Origin of the sequence: Rhizobium sp. ZW T2_16, from assembly GCF_044987325.1 — a bacterium.
Taxonomy (GTDB): Bacteria; Pseudomonadota; Alphaproteobacteria; order Rhizobiales; family Rhizobiaceae; genus Neorhizobium; species Neorhizobium cellulosilyticum.
This window is the reverse complement of the sequence record NZ_JBJDRG010000078.1, coordinates 1-555: the sequence shown is the minus strand read 5'-3', so window position 1 is coordinate 555 and position 555 is coordinate 1. Positions and strand designations below refer to the sequence as shown.

Here is a 555-nt window from a genome sequence, read left to right as displayed (position 1 = left end):
CGGTTCTTGATGTCGTAAAACAGATGGCGCCCAACCCGATTTCCATCTTTCCAGCATTCAGCCAGGAAAGCTTCAAAATAGAGTGGCGATGTCTTATTCAGCGCTGCCCGGTTTCTGTCTCGAGGTGCGCTGGAAGTAAGCCAATTCGCGATGCTGCGACGCTCATATCCGGTCCGCCTTGCGATCTCGCTGTAGGTGAGGCCCTGCTGCCGCAAAGCTTGAAGCATCTCGAATATCTCCTGACGAGATTGCCTGTGCGCCAAGCGGGCACGGCGTTGTTGTGACCTCGCGCTGGCGATAGCATCTTCGGAGAGTATCGGCCTAACATGGGCGTGACCATAAACGCTGATCTGCTCCTTGATTGCCTCCTTCAGATTTTGAACCAGATGAAAACGGTCAGCCACCTGGCGGGCCTGAGGCGCGCCCTCTCGCGCTGCCTGAGCATACAAACCACAGCGATCTCGGCTCACGACCTTGATTGTCGGACGCTCTTGCAACCAAGATCTTGCGCTCTCGACGCTGCGGTCTTCCAAAACATCGACAACCGAATGACGC

Annotated in this window: 1 protein-coding gene; it reads right to left on the bottom strand. The window is 55.9% G+C overall.

All coding sequences use genetic code 11. The annotated features are described in order from the left end of the window. Nucleotides 1-555, bottom strand: a 555-nt coding sequence (locus ACI3K0_RS30810) for a transposase (protein ID WP_404946996.1), incomplete at both ends; no start/stop codon positions are given.